Annotated in this window: 16 protein-coding genes; 11 read left to right on the top strand and 5 right to left on the bottom strand. The window is 73.3% G+C overall.

Annotated elements, in window-relative coordinates:
* The first annotated feature begins 490 nt into the window (after positions 1–490).
* A complete protein-coding gene (locus ACH4J0_RS13235) occupies positions 491–4,171 on the top strand; it encodes a SpoIIE family protein phosphatase (protein ID WP_396239370.1) in 3,681 nt (1,226 codons plus the stop codon).
* Positions 4,172–4,285: 114 nt separating this feature from the next.
* On the top strand, positions 4,286–4,702 hold the full coding sequence (locus tag ACH4J0_RS13230; RefSeq protein ID WP_396239368.1) for a nuclear transport factor 2 family protein: 417 nt from the start codon (positions 4,286–4,288) through the stop codon (positions 4,700–4,702).
* Between the two features lie 92 nt (positions 4,703–4,794).
* On the opposite strand, the gene ACH4J0_RS13225 is transcribed toward ACH4J0_RS13230, so the two are convergent.
* Both ACH4J0_RS13225 and ACH4J0_RS13220 read right to left on the bottom strand, forming a co-directional pair.
* Positions 4,795–5,862 carry an S-adenosylmethionine:tRNA ribosyltransferase-isomerase gene (locus tag ACH4J0_RS13225; protein WP_396239366.1) on the bottom strand — a complete coding sequence of 356 codons (1,068 nt, stop codon included), beginning with the start codon at positions 5,860–5,862 and terminating at the stop codon, positions 4,795–4,797.
* Positions 5,859–6,617 (bottom strand): SDR family oxidoreductase, encoded by a 759-nt coding sequence (locus ACH4J0_RS13220; RefSeq protein WP_396239364.1) that lies wholly within the window; start codon positions 6,615–6,617, stop codon positions 5,859–5,861. Before ACH4J0_RS13220 ends, ACH4J0_RS13225 begins: the two co-directional genes overlap by 4 nt.
* 427 nt (positions 6,618–7,044) lie before the next feature.
* Here ACH4J0_RS13220 and ACH4J0_RS13215 point away from each other — a divergent pair, with 427 nt between their 5' ends.
* From ACH4J0_RS13215 to ACH4J0_RS13200, 4 genes are all read left to right on the top strand, one after another.
* The gene (locus tag ACH4J0_RS13215) at positions 7,045–8,250 is read left to right on the top strand and encodes a cytochrome P450 (protein WP_396239362.1); all 1,206 of its coding nucleotides are present in this window, start codon (positions 7,045–7,047) and stop codon (positions 8,248–8,250) included.
* Between the two features lie 349 nt (positions 8,251–8,599).
* A complete protein-coding gene (locus ACH4J0_RS13210) occupies positions 8,600–9,655 on the top strand; it encodes a type III polyketide synthase (RefSeq protein WP_396239360.1) in 1,056 nt (351 codons plus the stop codon).
* 299 nt (positions 9,656–9,954) lie between these two features.
* Positions 9,955–10,812, top strand: coding sequence for a DUF1259 domain-containing protein (locus ACH4J0_RS13205; RefSeq protein WP_396239358.1), 858 nt, complete (start codon positions 9,955–9,957; stop codon positions 10,810–10,812).
* A gap of 557 nt (positions 10,813–11,369) precedes the next feature.
* Positions 11,370–12,791, top strand: a complete 1,422-nt coding sequence (locus ACH4J0_RS13200; RefSeq protein ID WP_396239356.1) for a multicopper oxidase family protein — start codon at positions 11,370–11,372, stop codon at positions 12,789–12,791.
* 239 nt (positions 12,792–13,030) lie between these two features.
* On the opposite strand, the gene ACH4J0_RS13195 is transcribed toward ACH4J0_RS13200, so the two are convergent.
* The gene (locus ACH4J0_RS13195; RefSeq protein ID WP_396239354.1) at positions 13,031–13,981 is read right to left on the bottom strand and encodes a pseudouridine synthase; all 951 of its coding nucleotides are present in this window, start codon (positions 13,979–13,981) and stop codon (positions 13,031–13,033) included.
* A gap of 105 nt (positions 13,982–14,086) precedes the next feature.
* Here ACH4J0_RS13195 and ACH4J0_RS13190 point away from each other — a divergent pair, with 105 nt between their 5' ends.
* Positions 14,087–15,178, top strand: a complete 1,092-nt coding sequence (locus tag ACH4J0_RS13190; protein WP_396239352.1) for a PP2C family protein-serine/threonine phosphatase — start codon at positions 14,087–14,089, stop codon at positions 15,176–15,178.
* Positions 15,179–15,313: 135 nt separating this feature from the next.
* A complete protein-coding gene (locus ACH4J0_RS13185; RefSeq protein ID WP_396239350.1) occupies positions 15,314–15,703 on the top strand; it encodes a DUF3224 domain-containing protein in 390 nt (129 codons plus the stop codon).
* Positions 15,704–15,728: 25 nt separating this feature from the next.
* On the opposite strand, the gene ACH4J0_RS13180 is transcribed toward ACH4J0_RS13185, so the two are convergent.
* Positions 15,729–16,562, bottom strand: a complete 834-nt coding sequence (locus tag ACH4J0_RS13180) for a poly-gamma-glutamate hydrolase family protein (RefSeq protein WP_396239348.1) — start codon at positions 16,560–16,562, stop codon at positions 15,729–15,731.
* A gap of 195 nt (positions 16,563–16,757) precedes the next feature.
* On the opposite strand from ACH4J0_RS13180, the gene ACH4J0_RS13175 reads away from it, so the two are divergent.
* The gene (locus ACH4J0_RS13175) at positions 16,758–17,726 is read left to right on the top strand and encodes a DUF5995 family protein (protein ID WP_396239346.1); all 969 of its coding nucleotides are present in this window, start codon (positions 16,758–16,760) and stop codon (positions 17,724–17,726) included.
* Here the strand turns inward: ACH4J0_RS13175 and ACH4J0_RS13170 are convergent.
* Entirely contained in the window at positions 17,687–19,126 is a 1,440-nt protein-coding gene (locus tag ACH4J0_RS13170; protein ID WP_396239344.1) for a GuaB1 family IMP dehydrogenase-related protein, read from the bottom strand. The genes ACH4J0_RS13175 and ACH4J0_RS13170 overlap by 40 nt on opposite strands.
* Positions 19,127–19,431: 305 nt before the next feature.
* Here ACH4J0_RS13170 and ACH4J0_RS13165 point away from each other — a divergent pair, with 305 nt between their 5' ends.
* Both ACH4J0_RS13165 and ACH4J0_RS13160 read left to right on the top strand, forming a co-directional pair.
* Complete coding sequence (locus ACH4J0_RS13165; RefSeq protein ID WP_396239342.1) at positions 19,432–20,916, top strand: SDR family NAD(P)-dependent oxidoreductase; 1,485 nt, start codon at positions 19,432–19,434, stop codon at positions 20,914–20,916.
* 24 nt (positions 20,917–20,940) lie between these two features.
* The gene (locus tag ACH4J0_RS13160) at positions 20,941–21,393 is read left to right on the top strand and encodes an NUDIX hydrolase (RefSeq protein WP_396239340.1); all 453 of its coding nucleotides are present in this window, start codon (positions 20,941–20,943) and stop codon (positions 21,391–21,393) included.
* Positions 21,394–21,400: the final 7 nt, after the last annotated feature.

Below are 21,400 nucleotides of genomic sequence, written 5' to 3'. Positions count from 1 at the left end.
AGTACCCGGTCGAAGGGGCCTCGCCCGCGCCCGCGCCCGCGCCCGAAGCACGTTTCGTGGTTCGGGCGGGGCGTGCGGTGTTCACTCGCGGGGTGGGTGGCCTACGGATGAAGGCCGGGGCGCGGTCAGTCGGTCGGGGCGGGCTCGTCCTCCGCTTCTTCCTCGTCGGCGGTCTCTTCGAGGTCGTCGACGGCGGGTTCGTCGGGGTCGGTGAATCCTCCACCGAAATCAGGCACGGGGCCTCCTTGTGGTGGGCGCCGGTCGGCGGCGCCGCCGACCTGCCTCCGAGGATCGCAGGATCCGTCGGCCGCCCGATAGGTGTCTGCTCAACCCGTGGGAAGAGGGGCGCCTGGTCGACTCCCGTTGCCGCCGCATGTCGGTGCGGCCCTCGCTGCGGCGCGGGCCACGATGAGCGGGGTGCGGGGGCTGCGTGCGAGGATGGCAGGGCTGGTGAGAACGGGCTCCCGGGTGGTTGGGCGGTTCTCTGGCCATGGTGAACGACGACGGGCAGCACCGGGGCGAGCCTCAGCAGGACGCCCTGCTGATGGTGCCGATCGCCACGGCGCTGATCGAGGCCGACGGGCGGATCCTGCACTGGAGCGGTGACGCGGAGGCGCTGCTCGGTTACCGCGCGGATGAGGCGGTCGGCGCGAAGGCGGCCAAGCTACTGACCTCGGAGGAGCAACGGCCCGAGGTGTTGGAGCTGTTCGCGGAGATCCTGGCGGGCCGGGAGTGGTCCGGGGTGTTCCCGGTGCGGCACCGGGACGGGCACCTGGTGAACCTGGAGTTCCGGACCCATCCCGTCCAAGGGCCCGGTGGGGCGCCGCTGGTGCTGGCAGTGGCCTCCGAGGTGACCACGCTGCGGCGGATCAAGGCGGATCTGGCTGTGCTGAACGGTTTCTTCACCCAGTCCCCGGTGGGCATGGCCGTCTTCGACACCGAGCTGCGCTACGTCCGGCTGAACGAGGCGCTGGCGCGGACCAACGGTCTGACCGTCGGCGCTCACCTGGGCCGCCGGTTGACCGAGGTGCTGCCGGGGACCAACGGCTCCGAGGCCGAGGCGGTGATGCGGCAGGTGCTGGCGAGCGGCCTGCCGGTGGTGGACTTCCGTTCGCACGGCCACACGCCGGGGGATCCGCGGCGCGACCGGGCCTGGTCCGCCTCGTACTTCCGGCTGGCGGACCAGGGCGGCCGGGTGCTCGGGGTGAGCGCGACGCTCGTCGAGGTCACGGAGCGCTACCAGGCTGACGCCCGGGCGGCCCGGGCGCAGGAGCGGCTGTCGCTGCTGGTGGACGCGACCGCGTCGATCGGCACCACGCTGGACCTGCGGCAGGCCGCCCGCGAGCTGGCCGACACGATGGTGCCGCGGGTCGCGGACATCAGCGGGGTGTTCGCCCTGGAGGCGCTGATCGCGGGGCGCAACGTCGAGCCGCCCGCCCCCGACGCCGTGCAGCTGGTGCGCCGCCTGGCCCTGGCGACTTCCGACCCGCTGTACCCTGCCGACGCGCTGCCGGTGGATTCGGTGTACGAGCTGCCGCCGGACTCCCCGTACGCCCGGGCGCTGATCACCGGGCGGACGGTGGTGGTGCCGTCCTGGGAGCTGTCGCCGCTGGCCGACGGCCTCAGCGAGAGCCGACGCCGGGCGTTCATCGGCGACCGGCCGCGTTCGGTGCGGATCACGCCGCTGGTGGCGCGCGGCACCACGCTCGGCATGGTGGTGTACTCGCGGCGCGGCGAGCGGGAGTCCTTCGCGGAGGCCGACATCACGCTCGGTGACGAGCTGGCCTCGCGCGCCGCGGTCGCGATCGACAACGCCCGGCTGTACCTGCGCCAGCACCAGACGGTGCTGGCCCGGCAACAGGCGCTGCGCGAGGCGAAGGCCGCGCAGGAGCGGCTGGCGCTGGTGAACGCGGCGTCCGCCCGGATCGGCACCACCCTCGATCTCGACCGCACCGCGAACGAGTTGGCCGAGGTGGCGACGCCCCGGCTGGCCGACACCGTGGTGGTGGAGGTGCTGGAGGAGCTGGTCCGGGGCGAGCGCGAGGCGCGGGCCCCGGAGGACGGTTCGGCGCTGCTGCGGCGGATGGCGTTCCATTCGGTGCACGGCTCGACCCTGGCGCCGATCGCCCGGTTGGGCGGGGTGCACCGCTTCCTGCCGGGTTCGCCGTACGCGTGGAGCCTGGCGCACCGCAAACCGGTGCTGGTGCCCCGGATGGACGAGGAGGGCATGGCCTGGTTCGCCGAGGACCCGGTGCGCACCGCCGCCGTACGGGAGCAGAACGTGCGCTCGTTCATGGTCGTTCCGCTGATCGCGCGCGGCAGTCCGGTCGGCGTCGCGGGCTTCTACCGGACCCTGGTGGAGCGCCCGTACGAGGACGAGGACCTCGCGTTGGCCGGGGAGTTGGCGGTGCGGGCGGCGGTGTCGATCGACAACGCGCTGCTGTTCACCCGCGAGCGCGACGCGGCCGCCGCCCGGCAGCGGGCGCTGGACGAGGCCTGGGCCGCCCAGCAGCGGCTGGGTCTGCTGAACGAGGCCAGCAACCGGATCGGTACCACGCTCGATCTGCACCGCACCGCAAGGGAGTTGGTGGAGGTGGTGCTTCCGCGCTTCGCCGATTTCGTCACCGTGGACCTGCGCGACGCGGTGCTCGGCGGCGAGGAGCCGGGCCCGGTGTCGAGGGACGGGCGGGTGCTGATGCGGGCGGTGGCGGTCGGCGAGTCGGCGCCGGACGGCAGCATGACGGCCGCCGCCGACCAGGTCGGCGAGACCTCGCATTCGGCCGAGGTGTACGCGCAGAGCCTGCGCACCCGGCGGTCGATCCTGGTCTCCGCGGTGACCGAGGAGGAGCTGCGGCGGATCGTCGCCTCCCCCGACCGGGTGCAGCCGGCGCTGGCCGCCGGGGTCCACTCGTACCTGATGGTGCCGCTGGTGGCGCGCGGACTCGTGCTGGGCGGCGCCGAGTTCGTCCGCACCCACAACCCGGTGCCGTTCGGCCCGGCGGACCGTTCGCTGGCCGAGGAGCTGGCCGCCCGCACGGCGCTGGCGATCGACAACGCCCGGCTCTACCGCCGGGAGCGGGACACCGCCCTCACCCTCCAGCGCAGCCTGCTGCCGCAGGAGATCCACCGCACCCTCGGCCTGGAACTCGCCTACCGCTACCTGCCGAGCAGTGTGGTCAGCGAGGTCGGCGGCGACTGGTTCGACGTGGTGCCGCTCTCCTCCGGCCGGGTCGCGCTGATCGTCGGCGACGTGATGGGCCACGGCATCCGGGCCGCCGCCACCATGGGCCAACTTCGGACGGTGGCAAGGACGTTGATCACCCTGGAGCTCAACCCGGCGCGGGTGCTGCACCGACTGGACGAGGCCACCACCGCGCTCGGCGAGGGCCAGTTCGCCACCTGCGTCTGCGTGTTCTACGACCCGGCCGACCACAGCTGCACCGCCGCCTGCGCCGGCCACCTTCCGCCCGTGGTCGCCGACACCGAGGGCAACGCCCGCCTGGTCGAGCTGCCGCCCGGCGCGCCGCTGGGCGTGGGCGGCGTCCCGTTCGAGAGCGTCGGGTTCACCCTTCCCGAGCAGGCGATCCTGACCCTCTACACCGACGGCCTGGTCGAGCGACGGGGCCGTGACCTGGACGAGGGCCTGCGACTGCTCTGCCGTACGGTCGCCGACCGGCGCCGCTCGCTGGAGCAGACCTGCGACGCCGTCCTGACCCGGCTCACCGGGCGCACCGTCGAGGACGACATCGCCGTCATCATGGCGCAGGTCCGCCCGGAGGGCGCCGACCGGATCGCCACCCTGCCGCTCACCGGCGACCACGCGATGGTCGCCCACTCGCGCCGCTTCACCCGCGAGACGCTCACCGCCTGGGGCCTGACCCCGCTGGTCGACTGGGCCGAACTGCTCACCAGTGAGCTGATCACCAACGCCCTGGTGCACGCCGGATCCCCCACCCAGTTGCGGCTGTTCTGCAGCCGGGTGCTCACCGTGGAGGTCGCCGACCGGGAGAGCGGGACGCCCCGCATCCGCCGTGCCCGCAACGACGACGAGGGCGGGCGCGGCATCCACCTGGTGAACGAGCTGGCGCACCGCTGGGGCAGCCGCCGCACCGCCGACGGCAAGGTGGTCTGGTTCGAGCTGGAGCTGCCACCGGGCTTCCCGGCTGCATGAACAACTGATCGTTGTCGACACCGTCCGGGAGTTGTTGGCTACCCGGAAGGCCGCAGGGCTTTGCTGGTGCCACGGCGGGAGAGCCCCGACCGGGACGGCCAGAAGGAGCCCACCATGCAGGACCACGACACCCGCAGCGACGCCCGCACCGTCGTCACCGAGTACGTCACCCGACTCACCGCCGGCGAACGGGACGCCGCCATCGCCCTGTTCGCCGAGGACGCCACCTGGACCTACCCCGGCAGCCTCGAACTCTCCCGCACCTGGCGCGGCAAGCAGGAGATCTTCGGCGACTTCCTCGGCCGGGTGGGCACCCTCTTCGCCCCCGACGGCCTGCCCACCCTCACCCTCACCCGTGTCCTCGCCGACGGCCCGCAGGCGGTGGCCGAGTGGACCACCGTCGGAACGGCCGCCAACGGCGCCGCGTACGAGAACCACTGCCTGGGCGTGTTCACCGTGCAGAACGGCCTGATCACCGCCGTCCGCGAGTACCTGGACACCCACCACGTGGCGCAGACCCTGCTGGCCTGAGCGGCGCTCCCCCTCGCCTGCACCTACGGCCAGTGCTCGGTGACGGTCCGCACGGACGAGAGCCCACCGCCACCGGCGGTCGCGAGGGCTCGTCAGTCCGGGAGCAGCAGGTTGACGTCTCCGAACTCGTGCCACAGGTAACGCCGTTGGACGGCCTCCCGGTAGCAGCCCGCCAGCAGCGGGCGGCCCACGACGGCGGCCAGCATCAGCAGGTGCGAGGCGCGGGGCTCGTGCCAGCCGGTGAGCAGGCCGTCGACGGCGCGCACGCCACGCTCCGGGGTGATCACCAACTCCGTCCAGCCGTCGGCCTCCTGGAGCGTGCCGTCCGGCGCGACGGCCGACTCCAGGGCGCGGACCACGGTGGTGCCGACGGCGATCACCCGGCCGCCCCCGGCCCGGACGTGGCCGACCAGCCGGGCGGTGGCAGCCGGGACGTGGAAGCGCTCGGCGTACGGAGCCTCGTGCGCCTCCGGCGAGGCCACCCCGGTGTGCAGGGTGACCGGGGCGACCAGCACGCCCCGACCGGCCAGCCGCGCCACCAGGCCAGGCGTGAAAGGCCGCGCGGCGCTGGGCATTTCGCTGCTGCCGGGCACGGTGGCGAAGACCGTCCGGTAGGCCTCGATCGGCCAGTCGCGGTCCACGTAGCCGTACCGGATCGCCCGCCCGTGCAGCTCCAGGTACGGCAACAGCGATATCGGCAGGTGGAGTTCGGCGTGCCAGAGGCGGGCGGTGAAGGACTGCACCAGCTCGGCCGCGCCGCCGGCCGGCAGGGCGACCCGCAGGCCCGGCCGGGCCGGGGACTCCTGCGGCGGGTAGTAGGCCGCCGCCGTCCCCGGCACCACCCGGCGCAACTCGACCAGGTGTGTGCCCCGTTGGTCCGGCTGAGCGGAGGACAGGTGCAGGGCGACCGGGGTGCCGTCGGGCAGCCGGCCCGGCAGGGCGGCCGGGAGGGTGGCGGAGTTGTTGACCACCAGCAGGTCCCCCGGGCGCAGCACTTCGGGCAGCTCGGTGAATCGGCGGTGTTCCACGGCGCCGGTGGCGCGTCGGCCGACCAGCATCCGCACGCCGCCCCGGGCGCCGCCGCGCGCCTCCGCCGGTGCGCGGGCGGAGAGTTCGGGCGGGACGGTGACGTCGAGGCCGAGCTCCGACAGGACCGTCATCGCCCACCCCGGCCGGCGGCCGGCGCCGCCGCGAGGTCCTCGGCGCGGTAGCGCCCGGAGGGGGTGCGGTCGCGCAGCAGGCCGAGCAGGACGGGCGCGACCTGCGCGGGCAGCGGCTCGCCGGAGATGTCCTCGCCGGGACTGGCCTCCTGCAGCATCCGGGTTCGCATGTTGCCCGGATCGATCGCCCAGACCCTCAACTGCGTTTCCTCCCGGTCGAGTACGGCCGTGGCAAGGTCGAGCGCGGCCTTGCTGGCGCCGTACCCGCCCCAGCCGGGGTAGGGCTCCACGGCGGCGTCCGAGCTGATGTTGAGGACGGCGCCGGAGTGGGCGCGCAGTTGGGGCAGGACGAGTTGGGTGAGGGCGATCGGGGCGAGCGCGTTGACCTCGAAGAGTTCCAGCAGGTCCGGCAGCGGGAAGTCGGCCAGCCGGGGCAGCGGTTCGGTGCCCGGAGTAGCGGCGCCGTTGAGCGAACCGGCGTTGTTGACCAGCAGGCTCGCGCCGCCGAGGCCCTCGGCGGCCTCGGCCAGATGGGCCCGGTGGTCGTCGTCGACGATCGAGCCGGGCAGGGCCACCACCTTGGTGACGGCGGCCAGGGCGGTTTCGGCCTCGGCGAGTTCGGCAGCGCCGCGGGCGGTGATCACCAGCTGCCAGCCCTCGGCGGCGAGGGCGTGTGCGAGCGCCAGGCCGAGTCCTCGGGAGGCGCCGGTGACCAGGGCGACGGGAGCGGGGTCGGTGTGCTGTGCTGCGTTCATGCCCCCACGATCGCGCCGCGGGGTCGGCCGGCGGATCGGCCACCGGGCCCGGGACCCCGTCGTTCGTTGGGCCTAGTACTGCCGGCCACCGGGCCCGGGACCCCGTCGTTCGTTGGGCCTAGTACTGCCGGGGCGCCTGCATGACGAGGTTCGGCTCACCGGCTCCGGCCTCGTCCTTCGTGGTGACTGACGCGGGCCTGGTCCGGCCGGACGGGACGCCGTACCCGGTGGCTGTGACCTCGGGGTCGTCCTCGGTCAGGTCGCCGTCCCCGGGGCACGGTGCGCCCCTGTCACTGATCAGCCCGGATGAATTACCGGTCGTGCCGCGCCTCCACCGGTGTGTGCGGCCGACCGATCGGGTACCGGTGCTCAGTCCATCCCGTCCGCTTCCCCGTCCGGCCCGCACGGCCCAGACCTGGAGGTCCGCATGTCCACCGACTCCAGCGCACGGAACTGCCCGTTCGACTTCGCCGAAGCCCTTGAGTTCGACCCGATGCTCCGGCAGCTCATGAACGACGCACCGGCCAGCCGCATCCGCCTCCCCTACGGCGAGGGGGAGGCATGGCTGGTCACCGGGTACGACGACGTACGCACAGTGACCACTGACCGGCGTTTCAGCCGCCACGCCATCGTCGGCCGGGACTTCCCGCGCATGACTCCCGAGCCGATCGTCCAGGCCGAGGCGATCAACGTCATGGACCCGCCCGCCAGCGCCCGCCTGCGCAGCCTGGTGTCCAAGGGCTTCACGCCCGACCACATCGAGCGGATGAGAGACCGTACCCAGCACGTGGTGAACGAGTTGCTGGACCGGATGCGGGACCAGGGGCCCCCGGCCGACCTGATGGAGCACCTGGCCCACCCGCTCCCGCTGATCACGATCTGCGAGGTCCTGGAGATCCCCGAGACCGACAGCGCACAGCTGCGCGCCAACGCCAGGACGATGATGAACATGGACCTGGACAACAAGCCGGACGCGGTGCGAGCCAAGGCCGACCTGCGGGCGTACTTCGCCGAGCTGACGGCCGAACGGCGCAGGAACCCCGGTGACGACCTGATCAGCGCGCTGGCCACGGCCCGCGACGGGGACGAGGTCCTCGACGAGCAGGAACTCACCGTGATGGCCATGGTCCTGCTGATCACCGGCCAGGACACCACGACGTACCAGCTCGGCAACCTCTCGTACACCATCCTCACCCGGCCGGACGTGCGCGCCGTCCTGCGCGAGCGGCCCGAGATGCTCACCCAGGTGATCCATGAGATGCTGCGCCTCATCCCGTTCCGCAAGGGCGTCGGCATCCCCCGGGTGGCCCTTGAGGACGTGGAGCTGAGTGGGGTGACGATCCCGGCGGGGGACATCGTGCACGTCTCCTACCTGACCGCCAACCGGGACGCCCGCAGGTTCGAGCGGCCCGACGAGCTGGACCTGGAGCGGACCAGCCCCTCCCACATGACCTTCGGCTGGGGCGCGCACCACTGCCTCGGCGCACCGCTGGCCATCACCGAGCTCGAAGTCGCCCTCGGGACTCTGCTGGAGCGCTTCCCCAGGATCGCGCTGGCGAAGCCGGCCGCGGAACTGGCATGGAACACCTCGTCGATCTGGCGCTATCCGCTCGGGCTGCCGGTCACCTGGTGACGGCGCCCCCGCGCCTCGGCACTCGCCTGCCGCCACCCCGCTTCCGGCGTCGCCGCGCACCTCGGCCCGCACACCTCGGAGTGTGCGGGCCGAGGTGCGTGCTGGCCCCGCCTTCCGTAGATTGGGCTGACGTGGCCCGAACCAACTAGCGGCCGGCGCAATCACCCGCACAGCGAGCATCCGATCCTCGCTCTGCCGAACTCGTCCGCCGCGCTGTCGGGCCCCGCCCGGTGAGTCCCGCCGCCGTGCCGGTCCCCACGCGTCCGGCTCACAGCGGCTGCCGTCGAGTGCTGAATTCCCCGCCTCGCCGGGGTCGCACCGGGAACTCCGCCCGTCTGGAGGAAGTCCCATGGCCGTTCTGTGCAAGCCGGCGATAGCCGTACCGGAGAACGTCATCACCAACGAGGAAACCCTCGAACTGGCGCGCAGGCTCCACCACGACCATCCCCAGCTCGATCTGGCGTTGCGCCTCATCAAGAACACCGGGGTGCGGACGCGGCATCTGATCCAACCCATCGACGTAGTGCTGAAGCACCCGGGCTTGGACGAGCGCAGCGCCGTCTTCGAGGCGGAGTCCAAGGCCCGCGTCCCGGAGGTGGTGGTCAGGGCCCTCGAAACAGCCCAATTGGAGCCGTACGAGATCGACCTGATCGTCTACGTGTCGTGCACCGGCTTCATGATGCCCTCGCTCACGGCGTGGCTGATCAACAAGCTGGGCTTCCGGCCGGAGACCCGGCAGCTGCCGATCGCCCAACTGGGCTGTGCGGCCGGCGGCGCGGCCGTGAACCGGGCTCATGACTTCTGCTCGGCCTACCCGGGCGCCAACGTACTGATCGTGGCCTGCGAGTTCTGCTCGCTGTGCTACCAGCCCACCGACCTGGGCGTGGGGTCGCTGCTGTCCAACGGCCTGTTCGGCGACGGGCTCGCCGCCGCCGTGGTCCGGGGCGAGGGCGGCACCGGGATCCGGCTGGAGCGCAACGGCTCGTACCTCATCCCCAACACCGAGGAGTGGATCTCCTACGCGGTCCGCCCCACCGGATTCCACTTCCAGCTGGACAAGCGGGTGCCAGGGACGATGGAGCCCCTCAGCCCTGCCCTGCGTGCGGTCGCGGAGCAGCACCAGTGGGACGTGGGCATGCTGGACTTCTACATCATCCACGCCGGTGGTCCACGGATCCTGGACGACCTGAGCCGCTTCCTGAAGGTGCCGCCCGAGGCGTTCCGCTTCAGCCGAGCCACCCTCACGCAGTACGGCAACATCGCCAGTGCGGTCGTGCTCGACGCCCTGGCCCGGATGTTCGACGAGGAATCGGCTCTCGACGGCCACCACGGGCTGATGGCCGGGTTCGGCCCGGGTATCACCGCCGAGATGTCCCTGGGCACCTGGGCCTCGCCCGGTTCCTGACCGCGAAGTCGAACCGTTCCCCCATCCGACCGTTCGTCCGGCCGCCGGCACACCCCTGGCGGCCGGCCCGGACGGGAGCCGGTCCCCGCGCCGTCGAGGCACGACGCGGGGACCGGCTCCCGTCCTCGCTCCGGGCTCTGGAGGTGCCTGTGAAGACCGAAGACGCAACCCCCGGGAACCCTGTTCCCGCCGCCCTACCGCGACGGCCGCTGCTGGCGGCGGCCGGACTGATACCAGTGCTGGCCGGCCTGGCGGGGGCTGCGTCCACGAGGTCGGCCACGGTCCATGATTCGGGCGGCATGGGACCCGCGCCCACCCCGGTGACCACCAGCGAGGCGGACTGGAGCGACGTCGTGCGCGCTCTCGGCCGCCCGGGCAACCTCATCCGCTCGACCTACCACCACACGCCCTTCCCGCGGCACGACCTGCACGTGGTCAGTCGCGGCGTCGTCATCACACCCGGGCTCGCGCTGGGCTCGCACGCCTCCTTCGCCCGGTACGACGACGGCAGCGCCCTGATGATGGGCGATCTGGTGGTGACCGGAGAGGAGCTGCCGGCGTTCACCGACGCGCTCCAGGCCCAGGGGATCGCCCTGACCGCCCTCCACAAGCACCTGCCGAAGCAGTGGCCGGACCTCTGGTGGACCCATGTCTGCGCACACGGCCACGACGCCGTGGCACTGGCCCGTGGGCTGCGCACCGCGCTCGACCGCACCGGCATGCCGGAACCGCGCCCTCCCAGACCGCCCCGGCCCCTCGATCTGGACACCGACGGCATCGACGCCGCTCTGGGGGCCGCGGGCAACAGCGGCGAGGACGTTCACACGTGCATCTTCGTCCGCCGTGAGACCGTCATCGACGAGGGGCACGTCCTGCCACCCGGCCTGGGCGCGACCTCCGCCTTCAACTTCCAGCCGCTCGGCGGGGGACGGGCCGCGCTCAGCGGCGACCTCGCCATGGTCGCCGCCGAGGTCCAGGAGGTGCTCGCGGAGCTGCGGCGGGGCGGCATCGAACTCGTGGAACTCCACAACCACGGCCTGACGGACGAACCGCGTCTCTTCTTCATCCACATCTGGGCCAAGGGCGATGCCGTGGACCTGGCCAGACGGCTCCGCCCCGCGGTCGAGGCCACCAATGTCGTACCGGCCACCACCTGACTGACCGGTGGGGATTCCCAGCCTTCCCCCGTCGTGGCCCCCCCGGGGGGGGCGCCCCCCGCCCCGGCCGCCCCCCGGCGGCCCGCCCCCCGCGCCCCCCCCCCCCCCCCCGCCCCCCCCCCCCCCCGCGGGGGGGCGGGGGGGGCCCCCCCCCCCCCCCCCGGGGCCCGGGGGGGGGGGGCCCCCGACGCGCGCGGCCGGACGCCGGGAGCTCGCGCCAGGCGCTCGCCGCCGCACGCACTGGCCACCGAACGACCCGGGAGCACCGGCCGCCCCGGGGATGCCGGGTTCCGCGCGGATGCGGTCGCGGTGCAGAGCGCGCGAAGCCCGCTGATACTGAGCCAGCGGGGCGGTTACCAAGCACGGCGCGAGCCGCACGGTCAGTCACCGCCAGGCCCGCGCCCCGTCATGTGCGCGGCAGCCGCTGGGCGGGGCGGCCGGCGACCACGGCCGGCGACCATCTGCCCGGCGGCGTACCGACCGCCGGGTCCCGGACAGAGAGACCGAGGATGCTGAACCGACGAGACCTCCTCAGGGCCGCCACCATAGGCGGCCCGGTGGCCCTCTTCCCATGGGGCCTCACACCGAGCCTGGCCCGGACCGCGCCAGCCGCACTGCCGACCGCCCACGCCGGATCGGGGCCCAGGGGGCGGGCCGCCCGGATCGTCCCCTTCGCGCACGCCATGCAGGTGCCCCCGGTGCTGAGTCCGGTGTCGCGGACGGATTCCTCGGACCTGTACCGGCTTCGGATGGCCGAGACCGAGGTGGAGATCGTCAAGGGGCTGCTGACCACCGTCCGGGCCTACGGCGGCTGCTTCCCGGGGCCGACCATCCGGGCTGTCAAGGGCCGGGAGGTGGTGGTTCAGCAGACCAATGACCTGGACGTGCACACCTCCGTCCACCTGCACGGCGGCCACGTCCGGTCGCAGTACGACGGCCTGCCGATGGCCCTCGTCGAACCCGGCGAGACCCGCGAGTACCGCTACCCCAACGAACAGGTGGCCGCCTCGCTCTGGTACCACGACCACGCGCACCGGATGGAGGCCGAGAACGTCTACCGCGGCCTGGCCGGCGCCTACCTGCTCAGCGACCCGCACGAGAGCGGCCTGCCGCTGCCGAGCGGCGAGTACGACATCCCGCTGCTGATCCGGGACGCCCGGATCGAGACGGACGGCAGGCTGGTCTACACCGACCCGTACGAGTGCCCGCACATGCTGGTCAACGGCAAGGAGCGGCCCTACTTCGAGGTGGCGGCGCGCAAGTACCGACTGCGGGTCTTCAACGTCTCGCCCAACCGCCACGTATCGCTGCGCTTCGCCGACGGCGTGCCGTTCACCCAGATAGCCTCCGACGGCGGACTGCTCGCCGGCCCGGTGGAGTTGGACGAGCTGACCCTGGCCGGCGCCGAACGCGCCGAGATCGTGGTCGACTTCGCCCGCTACCCGGTCGGCGAATCGGTGGTGCTGGAGAACACGGCCGCGCTGGAGACCGAGCGGCCCGAGGTGCTGCGCTTCGACATCACCCGGACGGCCGAGGACCGCAGCCGGATACCGGACGTCCTGGCCACCCTGCCGCCGATCCCGGAGGCGACGGTGCACCGGGAGTTCTGGATGACGACCTTCCCGGACACCAGGATCAACGGGCGCAAGTACGACCCGGACCGGACCGACGTGCGGACCACCGTCGGCACCAGCGAGATCTGGACGATCCACAACCGCCCCACCCGCCGGCCGGCCGGGGTCTTCCACGCCCCCCACTCCTTCCACACCCACCTGGTGCGGTTCCGCGTGCTGGACCGTGACGGGGAGCCGGTCGGCCCGGCCGAGGCAGGGCTGAAGGACACCGTCGCGATCCATCCGGGCGAGACCGTCCGGATCGCCATGACCTGGGGCGACTACCCGGGCGAGTACGTCTATCACTGCCACCACCTGGTGCACTCCTCGCACGGCCAGATGGGCCGGATCGACGTGCTGCCCTGAGCACCGGAAGGCCGCTCCGAGGAGTCGGACGCGGCCTTCGCCGACTCATCCCCGTCCTCGTCCTCGGAAGCCTCGGCGTCCGGCGCCGGCCGGTCCGGATCGTCGTCCTCCGAGGCTGCCCCCGTCGGGGATCTCGCGTTCGGCTGCCCGTGATCACGGTGGCCCCGTCGTTCGCCGAACCTGGGGTCCGTCTTCGAACTCCCCGTGTCCGCCCCGAGGCGGGAGTTCGAAGACGGACCCTAGGACGCGCCGAGGGCCCAGCCCTCGGGGTCGGTCCAGGCGGCCAGGGTGCGGCGGCTCTCGAAGCGGCGCTCGCGGCCGGTCAGCGGGTCGGTGAACTCGACGACGGAGGAGAGCAGTTGGAGCGGCCGACGGAAGTCGTCCGGGGCCGGTTCGGGCAGCACCACCGGGTAGACCGGGTCGCCGAGGATCGGCACGCCGAGCCCGCACATGTGCAGCCGCAGCTGGTGGGTGCGTCCGCTGAGCGGGCGGAGACGGTAACGGGCCAGGCCGTCGCGGTGGTCGAGCAGGTCGATCCCGCTCTCGCTGTTCGGCGGGGCGTCGACCTCACGGGCGGCGATCATGCCCCGTTCCTTGACGATGTGGCTGCGGACGGTGCGGGGCAGGCTCAGCGCCGGGTCGTAGGGGGCGACGGCCTGGTACTCCTTGCGGACCAGCCGGTCGCGGAAGAGCGTCTGGTAGGCGCCGCGGTCCTCCGGCCGGACCACGAACATGGCCAGGCCGGCGGTGAGCCGGTCGAGCCGGTGGGCGGGGCTGAGCGCGGGCAGGTCGAGGGTGTGCCGCAGCCGGGACAGCGCCGTCTCGACGACGTGCCTGCCGCGCGGGGTGGTGGCCAGGAAGTGCGGCTTGTCGACGACGACCAGGTGCTCGTCCCGGTGCAGCACCTCCAGCTCGAAGGGGACGCGGACCTCGTCCGGCAGGTCCCGGTAGAACCACAGGTGCGCGCCGGGGCGGAAAGGCGCGTCGGGCGCGACCGGCCCGTCCTCGCCGACGATCTCCCGCCCGTGCAACGCCGCGTCGATCCGCTCGGCCGCCACGGTGGGCAGCCGCTCGACCAGGTGGGCGCGGACGGTCGGCCAGGGACCCTCGGCCGGGAGCCGCAGGTGCACCGGGTCCACGCCGTTGCGCTGCGGGAGGGGGGAGGCCGGGCGGCGGCTCTTGCGTCTCATCTCGCGGCCCAGCCTAGTCGGGTACCCGGCCGTCTTCGTCCGAGGTGCCGCCTGCGGGGGCGCGGACCAGAGTGGACCGTAGGCCCGCTCTGCCCTGGAGGACGCGTGACCGCCGACGACGGCCCGGCCGGTGTGCCGCCGCTGCACCTGCCACGACGCACCCGGCTGCTCCTGTACGGCGCCTTCGTGCTGCTGGTCGGCGCCGTCGTGGCCGATCTGGCGACCGGCCCCGGCACGACGCTCTCCCCCGTCCTCGCGGTGGCGCCGGTGCTGGCCGGAGCGGCCACCCGGACGGCCCGGGTGCCGCTGATCGCCGGGGCGGCCGCCGTCCTCGCGGTCGGGCTGCTGGAGACCACCAACACCGACCTACCGACGGAGGTGCACGTCACCGCGCTGATCACGGTGCTCGCCGCGACGTTGGCCAGCGCCGCCAACGTCGTCCTGGTGGCGGCCCGGGAGCGGCAGCTGTACCAGGTCCGGACGGTGGCCGAGGCGGCGCAACGGGCCCTGCTGCGGCCGCCCGCCGAGCGGATCGGGCCGCTGCGGCTGGCCGTGCGGTACGTCGCGGCGGCCGCGGAGGCACGGATCGGCGGGGACCTGTACGCCGTGGTGGAGACCCGTTTCGGGGTGCGGATCCTGCTGGGGGACGTGCAGGGGCACGGGCTGCCGGCGGTGGAGACGGCGGCGGACGTGCTGGGCGTGTTCCGGGAGGCGGCGCGGACCGAGCCCGACCTCACCCGACTGGCGGAGCGGCTGGACGCGGCGCTCACCTCGCGGTCGGAGGACGGGCGGTTCACCACCGCGCTGCTGCTGGACGTGGCGCCTGACCGGGGGACGGTGACGATCGTGAACTGCGGCCATCCCCACCCGCTGCTGCGCCGCGGGGGCAGGGTGAGCGATCTGGAGCCGCCGTTCCCGGCGCCGCCGCTGGGCCTGCTCGGGCTGACCGGCGGCGGCTACCCGGCGGGCCGCTTCGAGCCGCGGCTCGGCGACCTGCTGCTCCTGCACACTGACGGGGTGTCCGAGGCCCGGAACGCCGAGGGCCGGTTCTACCCGCTGGCGGAACGTCTGCCCCGCCTGCCTGCGGGGAACCCGGAGGACCTGCTGGGCGCCCTGCTCGCGGACGTCCGCGGCTGGGTCGGGGAGGCCGGGCTGGCCGACGACGCGGCACTGCTGGCGCTGCTCTGGGAGCGCTGAGGCCCGCACCGGCAGCGGGCGACGGGCTGGGGCGCGATTTGTCAGTGGCCTGTGCCAGGCTTCACGCACGGTCGACGAGGTGCCGACCGTGGGTCGCGACGGTGCGGACGGACGGACCGACGAGGGGAGCGCGTCATGGGTGCGAAGGCGAGCGGGTCGTTCGAGCTGACGGCGTTCGAGCCGGTGGAGACGGAGGAGCGCGAGGGCGCCTCCTTCGGCCGGGTCAGGATCGCCAAGACCTTCACCGGAGGGCTGAGCGGGCGCAGCGAGGTGCGGATGCTGTCCGTCGGCGACGCGTCGGGCGGGCCCGCCTCGTACGTGGCGGTGGAGCACGTGACGGGCGAACTGGACGGGCGGGCGGGCTCGTTCGTGCTCCAGCACGCGGCCTGGGACGCCACCGGGGTGACCATACGCGTGGTGCCGGGCACGGGGGCGGGCGAGCTGGCCGGGCTCACCGGCGAGTTCCGGCTGGCCGTCGACGAGTCCGGCACCCACACCTACGTGCTGGCGTACGAGCTGGGCTGACGCCCGCCCCGGCGGGCGGCCGTGCTCAGGGGATCGGCTGGGTCGTCTCCAGTCGCTGGATCGCGGTCCGGGCGGCCGTCGTGAAGCTCCAGAACAGCGGCAGCATGTGGACCCGGGTGCTCATGCCCGGGGTGATCATCGCGGTCCGCAGCTCGGTGGTCAGCTCCAGCTGGGCGCCCATGCCGAGCGAGCTGCGGTTGCAGATGTTCTCCGGGTCGAGACCGGCGAACTCCTTCTCGTCGGAGACGTTCACGGCCCGGATGCGCACTGCGGCGAACTCCTCCATCAGGTACTGGCGGAGGGTGGAGTTCAGGCCGCCGACCAGCACCGCCCTGGCACCGGCCTCCAGTCCGGCCGTGGCCGTCGTGCACCCGTGCAGCGACAGGACGTTGAGGCTGCCGGAGCACAGCGCCCGGGCGACGGCGTCGTCGCAGTGGGTCGAGGTGACGTGCAGCGCGCTGTTGCCGGAGGAGCGCAGGCCCTCGAACATCCAGAAGTCGTGCACCGGCCCGGCGGGCGGGGTCGGGGCGAGGTCGGCCGGGTGGTAGCCGGCCGCGGCCAGGCACAGCTCGGAGGTGCCGCGCTCGATCCCACCGCCGTGCGGGGCGATGACGGTGGTGCGGCTGGAGGCCGAACGGTCCTGCGGGCCCTGGACGACCTGGGCTCCCGGGGCGTCGATCCCGCGCCGGCGGTGGCGGCGGCGGTAGTCGACGCCCTCGACCAGGGCCGGGTCCGCGTAGAGGACCGTGTTCGAGGAGTAGAGGTCGGCGGCGCCGGGGGCGCTGCCGACGACGGCGCCGGGGGCGCCGAGCGCGGGGGCCGCCGCCGGAGCGGGGATCGCGGTACGACGGTTGATCACGATCGGGACCATCGCAGGAGGTGGGAACGGGTGAGTAGCGGCAAGATCACGGCCAGGTAGGCCCACGCCCTTCCAACGGCGGCGTCGGCCTGATCGTGTGACACCGGCGCGACGGACGCGCGCCGTGCCCACGGGCATATCTCCACGCTGTCACGATGATGCGATCAGTGCACGACCAGCCTCGGAGGGTGGCGCATGCCCGGTACAGCGACGACCCGTACGGAGACGACCCGCACGGAGACCGCCGGCACGGAGACGGCCCCAGCGGCGACGGCCCGTGCGGTGGCGGCCAGGACACCGGTGACGGTCGAGGAGGTGGTCGGGCGACTGCGGGAGATCGCGGCGGCCCTGCCCCTCGCCGACGGGGTGGCGGTCTTCAACCGGCTCTACCTCACCGTCACCGAGGCGGTCCGGGACCGGCTCGCCGGCGGGTACTTCGCCGACCCGCCGGCGATGGCCGAGCTGGACTCGGTGTTCGCCGGGCGGTACCTGCTGGCCGTGGCCGCCGACGCGGACGGGCAGGAGCCGCCCGCCTGCTGGCGGCCGCTGTTCGCGCTGCGCGCCCACCCCGGTGTGCACCCGCTGCAGTTCGCGCTGGCCGGGATGAACGCCCACATCCAGCACGACCTGCCGCTGGCGGTGGTGGACCTGTGCCGTCGCCGGGGCTGCGAACCCGCAGACGTCGAACCGGACTACCACCGGATCAACGGGGTGCTGGCCGAGGTGGAGTCGGTCGTCCGGGAGCAGCTGCTTCCCGGGCCCGAGCTGCCGCAGTGCGCCGAGCCGCTGACCCACCTGCTGGGTGCCTGGTCGGTCGAGGCCGCCCGGGAGGGGGCCTGGTCCGCCGTCCAGGCGCTCTGGGAGCTGCGTCGGCTCCCGGCCGCCGCCCGCGCGTTCACCGCGGCGCTGGACGGCTCGGTCGGGCTGCTCGGCCACGCCCTGCTGCTGCCGCTGGTGCCCCACGACGGCTACGACGCGCGGACCGGGGAGCATGCGGACGCCCCCGGCACGGCCGCGGCCGCCCGGCTCCCCGAAACGAGGAGCCGGACGGCCGGCGGGAGGTCGGACGGCCCGCCGGCCGGCAGCACGCCCGAGCGGGCGTCCGCCGGAACGGACCCGGGCGATCAGGCCCAGCTGGAGTGCAGCGGCTTGCCCTCGGCGTAGCCCGCCGCGCTCTGGATGCCCACGATCGCCTTCTCGTGGAACTCCTCCAGGGTGTTGGCGCCCGCGTAGGTGCAGGAGCTGCGCACCCCGGCCACGATCGAGTCGATCAGGTCCTCCACGCCCGGGCGGCCCGGATCCAGGAACATCCGGGAGTGCGAGATGCCCTCCTCGAACAGCGCCTTGCGGGCGCGGTCGTACGAGGAGTCCTGGGCGGTGCGGTTGCTCACGGCACGGGCCGAGGCCATGCCGAAGCTCTCCTTGTACTGGCGGCCGTCGGCAGCGGTCTGCAGGTCGCCCGGGGACTCGTAGGTCCCGGCGAACCAGGAGCCGATCATCACGTTGGAGGCGCCGGCGGCCAGCGCCATGGCGACGTCGCGCGGGTGGCGCACGCCACCGTCGGCCCAGACGTGCTTGCCGAGCCGGCGGGCCTCGGCGGCGCACTCCAGGACGGCGGAGAACTGCGGGCGGCCGACGCCGGTCATCATCCGGGTGGTGCACATCGCGCCCGGGCCGACGCCGACCTTGAGGATGTCGGCGCCCGCCTCGACCAGGTCGCGGACACCGGCGGCGGAGACCACGTTGCCGGCCGCGATCGGGATCTGCGGGTCCAGGCCGCGCACCGCGCGCAGCGCGCTGATCATGCTCTCCTGGTGGCCGTGCGCGGTGTCGACGACCAGCACGTCCGCGCCGGCCTCGATCAGGGACTTGGCCTTGCCCGCGACGTCGCCGTTGATGCCGACGGTGGCGGCGATCCGCAGCCTGCCCCGGGCGTCCACGGCCGGGGTGTACAGGGTGGCGCGCAGCGCACCCTTGCGGGTGAGGATGCCGACCAGGTTGCCGTCTCCGTCGACGACCGGGGCGAGCTTGCGGTGGGCCTCGGTGAGCTTGTCGAAGGCCGCCCGCGGGTCGATGCCCTCGTCCAGCACCAGCAGGTCGCGGGACATGATGTCGGCGAGGCTGGTGAAGCGGTCGACGCCCTGGCAGTCGGACTCGGAGACCACGCCGACCGGCTTGCCGTCCTCGACCACCACGAGGGCGCCGTGGGCGCGCTTGGGCAGCAGCGAGAGCGCCTCGGCGACGGTGGCGCCGGGGGTCAGGGTGATCGCGGTGTCGACCACCAGGTGGCGGCGCTTGACCCAGGAGATGACGTCGGCGATGACCTCGGTCGGGATGTCCTGCGGAATGGCGACCAGGCCGCCGCGGCGGGCGACGGTCTCGGCCATCCGGCGGCCGGCGATGGCCGTCATGTTGGCGACGACGAGCGGGATGGTGGTGCCGGTGCCGTCGTTCGAGGAGAGGTCGACGCCCTGCCGGGAGCCCACGGCGGAACGGCTGGGGACCATGAAGACGTCGTCGTACGTCAGGTCGTACGAGGGCTTGAGGTCGTTCAGGAAACGCATGAATGGGCTCTCTGGCTGGGAGAAATTACACCTCGGGTGCGGTTGCGGCGGAGCCGTCGGGGCGCACTCGGGCGCCCGGCACCCAGCATTCGATTGTCCGTGAGCGCGGGGCCAAAAGCCAGTTCGAGGAGCATCGCTGGGGGTGTGCACAAACCATGATCAATGCTCCGCGCGTAGACATGGACGATCCTCCAAGCACCCGCCCCCACGTCGGCCTTTCGCCCCGGAACGGGCCGCTCCCGTAGCATTCACGCGGTAACGGCGAGGCGACTGGGAAAGCGGCAGCGGGCGTGAGCATCGAGCAGATGGACATCGAACAGGGTCAGAACGAGGAGGAGATCGACTACGGTCCCGGCCTCGACCCCGAGCGGCTGAAGCTCTGCCTGGAGGTGCTCGCGGACCTCGACCGGCTGCACGTCGACCACCCGGACGCGATCACCGTCCGCAAGGCGGTCGGCGGCATATTCCGGACCCTCAAGCAGCGCCGCCGCCAGGAGACCCGCGCCCGCAAGACGGCCAACGACCGCGAGGTCACCGCCCGCACCGCCACCGGCGCCCCGACCCGGATCGACGACGAGACGGCCGGCGCCTTCGGCCTGACCACCGTCACCACCACCGAGATCGCCGGCATCCTGGAGCGGCCGCGCTCCTGCTACACCTGCAAGACCCGCTACGTCGAGGTCGACGCCTTCTACCACAACCTGTGCCAGAAGTGCGCGGTCCTGAACCGCTCCCGCCGGGAGGCGCGGACCGACCTCACCGGCAAGCGCGCGCTGCTGACCGGCGGCAGGGCCAAGATCGGGATGTACATCGCGCTGATGCTGCTGCGCGACGGCGCCCACACCACCATCACCACCCGCTTCCCCAACGACGCGATCCGCCGCTTCAAGGCGATGCCGGACAGCGCCGAGTGGATCCACCGCCTCAAGATCGTCGGCATCGACCTGCGCGACCCGGCCCAGGTGATGGCCCTGGCGGACGAGGTCGCCGCGGACGGCCCGCTGGACATCCTGATCAACAACGCCGCGCAGACCGTCCGCCGCCCGCCGGAGTCCTACCGCGAGCTGGTCAACGCCGAGTCGGCCCCGCTGCCGGCCGGCGAGCTGCCGCAGGCCACCACGATCGGCCGCTTCAACAGCGGCAGCGTCGACCTGCCCGCCCTCCCCCACCAGTCGAGCGGAGGCGAGCAGCGGCTGGCCGCCGAGGACGTCACCTCGCTCGCACTGGTCACCGGCTCCGCCACCCCCGCCCGGATCCAGGCCGGCACCGCGATCGACGCCGGCGGCCTGGTGCCCGACCTCGCGCCCACCAACAGCTGGGTGCAGACCGTGAGCGAGGTCGGCCCGGTCGAGCTGCTGGAGGTCCAACTCTGCAACTCCACCGCGCCGTTCATCCTGATCAGCCGACTGCGCCCGGCGATGGCGGCGTCCGCGTCGCGCCGCAAGTACGTGGTCAACGTCTCCGCCATGGAGGGCGTGTTCCAGCGCGGCTACAAGGGCGCCGGCCACCCCCACACCAACATGGCCAAGGCCGCGCTCAACATGCTGACCCGCACCAGCGCGCAGGAGATGTTCGAGTCCGACGGCATCCTGATGACCGCCGTCGACACCGGCTGGATCACCGACGAGCGGCCGCACCCGGACAAGATGCGCCTCGCCGACGAGGGCTTCCACGCCCCGCTCGACCTGGTCGACGGCGCGGCCCGGGTGTACGACCCGATCGTGCGCGGCGAGGCGGGCGAGGACCTGTACGGCTGCTTCCTCAAGGACTACGAGCGCGGCAACTGGTGACCACCTGAAGGAGATGGCGGCGAAGTGAAGACCGCACCGGTGCTCGGCGCCGGGATCATCGTGCCCACCGGGGACGGCCGGGTGCTGGTCGGCCGCCGCACCACGGCCGGCGAGCCGCCGACCTGGAGCCTGCCCGGCGGCAAGGTCGACCCGGGCGAGTCCTTCGAGCAGACGGCGGCCCGCGAACTCGCCGAGGAGACCGGGATCGTGCTGCCCGCCGGGCGGATGCGGGTGCTCGCCGTGCACCTGGACCACGAGCTCGGCCGGCCCCGGCTGACCGCCGCCGTGCTGGCGCCGCCCAGCCTGGCCGAGGCGGTGGTCACCGAGCCGCACGCCTGCGCCGGCTGGGAGCGCTTCCCGGTGGACGCGCTGCCGGAGCCGATGTTCTACCCGTCCGCGCTGGTCCTCGGCAGCTGGCTGCCCGGACCGGCCGGCGTGCGGCGGGAGGGGACGCACGGTTACCCCGTCGCCCGGTGATCCACGG

Source organism: Kitasatospora sp. NPDC017646, assembly GCF_044329365.1.
GTDB lineage: Bacteria > Actinomycetota > Actinomycetes > Streptomycetales > Streptomycetaceae > Kitasatospora.
Note: the sequence above shows the minus strand (reverse complement) of the source record. Positions and strands in the feature narration are given on the sequence as shown.